General features: G+C 63.3%; 6 protein-coding genes. 5 read left to right on the plus strand and 1 reads right to left on the minus strand.

Translation table 11 applies throughout. From position 1 onward, the window contains the following. Positions 1-515, plus strand: a 515-nt coding sequence (locus tag GXP34_15140) for a bifunctional glutamine-synthetase adenylyltransferase/deadenyltransferase (GenBank protein NOY57298.1), incomplete at its 5' end; no start/stop codon positions are given. A 13-nt stretch (positions 516-528) separates the two neighbouring features. Continuing rightward, a complete protein-coding gene (locus GXP34_15145) occupies positions 529-1,716 on the plus strand; it encodes an amidohydrolase (GenBank protein ID NOY57299.1) in 1,188 nt (395 codons plus the stop codon). Between the two features lie 148 nt (positions 1,717-1,864). On the opposite strand, the gene aroF is transcribed toward GXP34_15145, so the two are convergent. Then, positions 1,865-2,878, minus strand: coding sequence for a 3-deoxy-7-phosphoheptulonate synthase (aroF, locus tag GXP34_15150; GenBank protein NOY57300.1), 1,014 nt, complete (start codon positions 2,876-2,878; stop codon positions 1,865-1,867). A gap of 297 nt (positions 2,879-3,175) precedes the next feature. Here aroF and GXP34_15155 point away from each other — a divergent pair, with 297 nt between their 5' ends. Genes GXP34_15155 through GXP34_15165 form a run of 3 tightly spaced genes read left to right on the plus strand, consistent with a single transcriptional unit; the run spans position 3,176 to position 5,652 of the window. Further along, positions 3,176-4,075: an NAD-dependent epimerase/dehydratase family protein gene (locus tag GXP34_15155; protein ID NOY57301.1), complete on the plus strand. Its 900-nt coding sequence runs from the start codon at positions 3,176-3,178 to the stop codon at positions 4,073-4,075. Next, a complete protein-coding gene (locus tag GXP34_15160; protein NOY57302.1) occupies positions 4,076-5,245 on the plus strand; it encodes a hypothetical protein in 1,170 nt (389 codons plus the stop codon). It abuts the gene before it with no gap. 41 nt (positions 5,246-5,286) lie between these two features. Further along, positions 5,287-5,652: a helix-turn-helix transcriptional regulator gene (locus tag GXP34_15165; protein ID NOY57303.1), complete on the plus strand. Its 366-nt coding sequence runs from the start codon at positions 5,287-5,289 to the stop codon at positions 5,650-5,652. Positions 5,653-6,221 lie beyond the last annotated feature (569 nt).

Genomic DNA, 6,221 nt, shown 5'->3' on the forward strand with positions numbered 1-6,221 from the left:
CCTTCACCACCCTCATCACCCCCCACGTCTACCCCGAAACCCTCCCCCCGGACACCATCCGCAACATCCGCACCATGAAAGCCCGCATCGAACACGAGCGCCTCCCACGCGGCGCCGCGTTTCACTTGAAGCTCGGGCCTGGAGGTCTGACGGACATCGAATTCTTCACCCAGCTTCTTCAGCTTCGCCATGGCGGACTGATTCCGGCGCTCCGTACCCAAGGGACCATATCGGCGCTGAGGGAACTTGCCCGAGCCGGCATCCTCACCGTCGAGCAAGCCGACACAATGATCGCTGCATACTCCTTCTGCGCCAGAGTCCGCAACCGCCTGTACCTTCAGTTGGGAAAACCCGCCGATGCGCTCCCGACCGACGGCCTGCAGGAAGTCCGTCTTGGACGCTCGCTCGGGTACGAGGATGCACCGCGGTCGGCGCTCCGTGAGGAGTACCGTCGGTTGACGAGGCGAGCCAGGCGGCTGGTCGAGACCGGTTTCTACCACGATTCGATGCGATAGCATCCCTGCCACCATGAACTGCACCCCCCAACATCTCAAATCCGTTGTTGAGGAAGTCCTCCCCCTCGCGGTCGAGACACGCCGCCACATCCATCGGTATCCCGAGATCGGACACCAGGAGTTCGCGACGACGCAGTACATCGCCGGGATCCTCGCCGACGCCGGTCTCGAACCGCGCGTCCGGCCCGCAAGAGCGGGTCTTGTCGTCGACGTCGGGTCCGTCGATCCCATCGTCGCTTTTCGCGCCGACATCGACGCCCTCCCCATCCAAGAGAAGACGGGGCTTCCTTTCGAGTCACAACACCCCGGACTCATGCACGCGTGCGGACATGACGTGCACAGTGCCGTCGCCGTAGGCATCGCGATCGTGCTGTCCAAGCTCGATGCGCTCGACGGCACGGCCCGCTTCATCTTCCAACCCGCCGAAGAGCAGTTCCCTGGCGGTGCACAGGACTTGATCGACGAAGGACTCCTCGACGGTACCGACTCTATCATCGCGTTCCATGTGGATCCGACGCTCCCGGCCGGCAAGATCGGCTTCCGGGCAGGACCGATCACAGCCTCGTCCGATCAGTTCCGCATCACCGTGGAAGGGCCCGGTGGACACACGGCGAGACCGCACCTCACCGCGGATACGGTCTACGCGGCAGGAAGGATCGTTACCGAACTCCCTGCGCTGCTGGATCGCCTGATCGACAGCCGGGTGCCCCTCGTCGTCGTCTTCGGGTCCATTCACGGCGGCACCGCCAACAACGTCATCCCGTCGGAGATCGAGTTGCGCGGCACGGCGCGAACACTGGGCCGCGAGGTGTGGGAGCAGATGCCCAAACTCGTCGACCAGTTGGTCCACGAAATCGCATCACCGACCGGCGCGATCGTCACTGTCGACTACATGACCGGCATCGCCCCGGTCATCAACGACGAACACACGATCTCCGAAGCCGCCTTCGCCGTCGGCCAGGTGCTCGGACCGCACTCTGTCGTGTCGACGCAGCCAAGCATGGGGGCCGAGGATTTCTCCGCCTATCTGCAGGACATCCCGGGTGCAATGTTCCGTCTCGGTGCCGCGCCGGAAGGCCGTGATCCGGTCGATCTGCACTCATCACAGTTCGACGTCGACGAACGGGCGATCGAAGTGGGGGTCCTCGCGGGAGCGGCAACCTTGCTGGGAATGCTCTCCTGCAACTGGGTCGGCGAGTAGGGAATCCAACGTACCCGGTACCGCTGCAAGGTCGCGGGCCGAGCGTGGCGGCCGTGGCGAGACAACGTGCAGCGACGTCGTGCGCCGAGGCGGAGACAAGACGATGCGCGGTCGCCGAGATGCGTCCCGAGCACTGCCCGGCAGGCTTCTACAGCGTGCGGTCGAGCACTCCGGCGAGGCGGCGAACGTCATCCATCAGCTCGGCGAATTCCTCCGGCAGGAGCGCCTGGGATCCGTCGACCAGGGCCGACTCAGGCTCTGGATGCACATCGATCATGACCCCGTCGGCACCGGCTGCAATCGCGGCGCGTGTCAACGGGGCAACCAGCGACCGTTTCCCCGACGCATGCGACGGATCGACGAAGATCGGCAGATGGCTCATCGACTGGACGACAGGAACTGCGGTGATGTCGAGCGTGTTGCGAGCGGCCGTCTCGAACGTGCGGATACCCCGTTCCACCAGGATGATCTCGTGGTTGCCTTCCTTGTAGATGTACTCCGCGGCATTCAGCCACTCGTCGATCGTCGCAGTGAAACCGCGCTTGAGCTGGACCGGCCGGGATTGACGACCGACTTCGCGAAGAAGCGGGAAATTCGCCATGTTCCGGGAACCGATCCGGACGATATCGGCATAGGAAGCAACCAAGGCAACATCGCGAGGATCAAGCACCTCGGCAACAAACGGTATCTCGAGCGTTTCTCGTACGGCCGCCAGGAGTTCGAGGCCCTCTTCGCCAAGCCCCTGGAACGAATATGGGGAACTGCGCGGCTTGAACACATCGCCACGCAGGATGTGTGCGCCGGCCGCCTTGACGGCCTCCCCTGCACGCAACAATTGATCGCGATTCTCGACGGCACAGGGACCGGCGATGATTGTGAGTGTCCCTCCACCGATACGGTGACCACCGACATCGATGACGGTGCTCTCTTCCTGCAGATCACGATCGACGAATCGGAGCGGTCTTGTGACGGACACCGTTCGGGCGACGCCGTCTACCGCTTCCCATGGAATCTGGCGCACCGCATCGAGGTTGCCCATCGCGCCGATCACTGTTCTGATCTGCCCTTCGGATATGTGAGGCTCGGCACCTGCTGATCGAACCCGCCCGACAACGGCTTCGACCTGCTCGGGACGTGCGTCCTTCTTCATCACAATGATCATCGATTCACCCGACCCTCGGGTCCACCAATTGCATCCTCCGCACCCTGTGGCCGTCCTCGGCCCTGAACCCCTCTTCCATTTCGCCGACCGTGTCGGCGTCCTAAATGGTAACGAGTGTTGCGCCCTTATCATCCATCCCGACGAGTGCTCCCATACAACGGGGACCCTGGACCACCTCATCTGCGGGGACAGGAAGGCTGCCGGGATCCTCGTCGAGCATCTGCTGCGCGATGACGGCGTCCCCGGCAACGGATGGTACCTGGGAAACGGTGCTTCGGCCGCCCCTACACTCGACATGTGGAACGCATCCTGGTCACCGGAGCGGCTACCTGGACGGGCGCCGGACTGGTCCGACGGCTCAATCGCCATGCCGACGCAAAGATCGTTGGCGTAGACGACATCGAGACCTCCACCCCCGCAGGTTTTCATCGGACACGTCTCGACTCGCTCGACTTCGCGAACCGTGTCGTGGATCTCGCCCCCACGACGGTCCTGCATCTGCAGACCGTCCATCGAGCAGAACGCTCGATCCCGATCGCAGCTCAGACGCTGCTCGGCGCGCTCGGCCGCCTCCCGACAGTCAGACGGCTCATCGTTCGCTCCGATCTCGCAGTCCATGGAGCGGGCCCGCGGCTGCCATCGGTGATCGCGACCGAGACCCGCTCGACCGGTGATCCCACGCCATACGAGCGCGCCCTCAGAGACATGGAAGCTTCTGTCGGCTCCTTCGCGCAGGAGCGCCCCGACATCACCGTGACCGTCCTGCGGTTCGCTCCGATCTTCGGAGGAACCCTGGATAACACGCTCAGTCGTTTTCTCTCTCGTCGCATCGTTCCCACCATCCTCGGCTATGACCCTCGCCTTCAGTTCCTCCACGAGGACGACGCGATCCGGCTGCTCGAGCACACCCTTGCGCACCCGATCCCCGGCACGTTCGACGTGGCGGCCGATGGCCAGATCTATCTCAGCCGAACCTTGCGACTCGGAAAACGGATTCCCCAGCCACTCCCAGAGCGCCAATTCCGCAGGGTCGTGCGAACGCTCGAGCTGCGGGATTCCGGCCTTCCCGAGCACCTCATCCGCCTGTTTCGTCACGGGCGAGTCGTCGATCCGAGTCCACGCATGGAGGTTCTGGGATTCCGACCCGACAGGAATTGCAGAGAGACGGTCCTCGCGAGCTACGGGCGGAGTCCCTGAATGGAGACGTTGTTGAGGCGGCTGCCGGTCACGCAGCTCCGTTCTCTCGCCCGCTCGCTGGAGATCACCGGGCGCTCGAACATGCTGAAGGAGGATCTCGTCATCGCCGTTGCGCGAGCGCTCCGCTCCGCCGAGACGACCCGGCCGCATCTTTCCGTCCCGAAGCCTCGAGCGTCCGATCGACGCGATGCAGCCCAGGAACGGTTCGCGGAGATGGTCGATGGGGAGAGAATCTGCGACTTCTCCACCGCGGAGAGATTCATGTGTGGTTTGCCGGTCGTCAAAGGGGAACACCGATGTTCCCTGCACGGAGGAGTCGATATCTCGGACGTGTCGGTCCCCGCACTCGGAAGGCTCGGGTTCGACACGTGGCCGGCACTGATCCGGCACCTCCTCCTCGCCTCCTACGACATCGACGCACTCGGGCTCGATCCCGTCGTGGCAGAGATGGCCTGGCATCTTGGCAACTACCTCTACTACGACTACTTCCGTGTCGATGTGTCCGGAATCGATCGTGTACCGGTCACCGGCCCAGCGGTTCTCGCAGCAAACCATGGAGGCGCCGCCCTGCCGTACGACGGCCTCATGCTCTCTCTCGCCGTGGCCAACGAGTGCACCGTCCCTCGCCGGCTCCGGGTCGTCGCAACCGAGATCTTCAACATGCTTCCTGCACTTTCACACCTGTACCGGAAAGCCGGAGCCGCGTTTGCGGCGCCGGAGGACGCGCGTTGGGTTCTGGACCACGGGCATCTCCTCGGTGTCTTCCCCGAAGGTGTTCGCGGCTTCCAGAAGCCGATGTCGGAGGCGTATCGGCTTCGCAGATTCGGCAGGGGCGGCTTTGTCCAGCTTGCCATGAGAACCGGCGCCCCGATCGTGCCGGTAGCCATCGTCGGGTCCGAGGAAGTGCACCCTGCGCTCTTCACTTCCCGCAAGCTTGCGCAGCTCGTCCGTCTCGCCTTTCCCGAGCAACGCGTCGACGAGATCGCCGTATGGCTCAATCCGATTCCGCTCCCCGTCCACTGGCGGATCCACTTTCTTGCGCCCGTCGATCCCGGTCCGGCCACCGATCATCCCGATCGCATGGCCATCCTCGAGATCACCGAGCATGTCAGACGCACGATCCAAACAGAGATCGATCGCATCCTGTCCACACGAATCACCATCTTCTAGACTGCTTGCAACAGTTAGCAGTTATGCCTATACTGTTAGCCATGAGCAAAGGACCAAAGGAAGAGCGCCGGGGTGTCGATCTTGGTGCGTTCATACGTCAGCAGCGCGAACGGGCGAATATCTCGCTCCGCAAGCTGGCCGATCGCGCCGGAATCTCGAACCCCTATCTCAGCCAGATCGAACGCGGGCTGCGCAAGCCGTCCGCGGAGATCCTCAAGTCGATCGCTCGCGGGCTGTCGATCCAGGCCGAGTCGCTCTACCAACGGGCCGGTCTACTCGACGAGGGCTTCCATCCACCGTCGGTGGTCGAAGCCGTCGAGGCGGACCTTCAATTGAACCAGCGACAAAAGCGTGTACTCCTGGACATCTACCGAACCTACGTCCAGGAAGAGGAGGAACCATCATGATCATCGAGACATCCAAGAAGGTGCTCTATGCGGCAGTCGGCGCACCGGTCGTCACGGCTCGCCGCTTCACCGAGCGGATCACCGACGTCTCGGGCAAGGTTCATGATCTTCGCGATCGGATGAACGAAGAGCTCACCAAGGAACTCGACGCCTGGGCCGTCGAGGGTGAGAAGCTCATCGAGCGAATCAGAGAACGCGAAGGTGTCGAGGAACTCGTAGACGACCTCGCGGGACGTGTCGACCTCGATCAGATTCAAGAGCAGGTCGGCAAACTACGCGAGCACCTCGACGAGATGCTGCAGTCGTGGCGGAGCTCTTTCCGTCCGACTCCCACGACACCACACAGGGTCGAGGTCGTGGAGGAACCCGCACCCGAGGCACCTGTAGCCAAGAAACCGGCCGCAACCAAGGCATCCGCAGCCAAAAAGGCACCGGCCAAGAAACCGGCCGCAACCAAGGCGCCCGCAGCCAAGAAGGCACCGGCCAAGAAACCGGCCGCAACCAAGGCGCCCGCAGCCTGAACCGAAGTTGGAGTTGCGGAAAGGGGAACCGGCGGGTTCCCCTTTCCG

The sequence above is a fragment of the Actinomycetota bacterium genome (assembly GCA_013152275.1).
In the GTDB taxonomy this organism is placed as follows: domain Bacteria; phylum Actinomycetota; class Acidimicrobiia; order Spongiisociales; family UBA4744; genus BMS3Bbin01.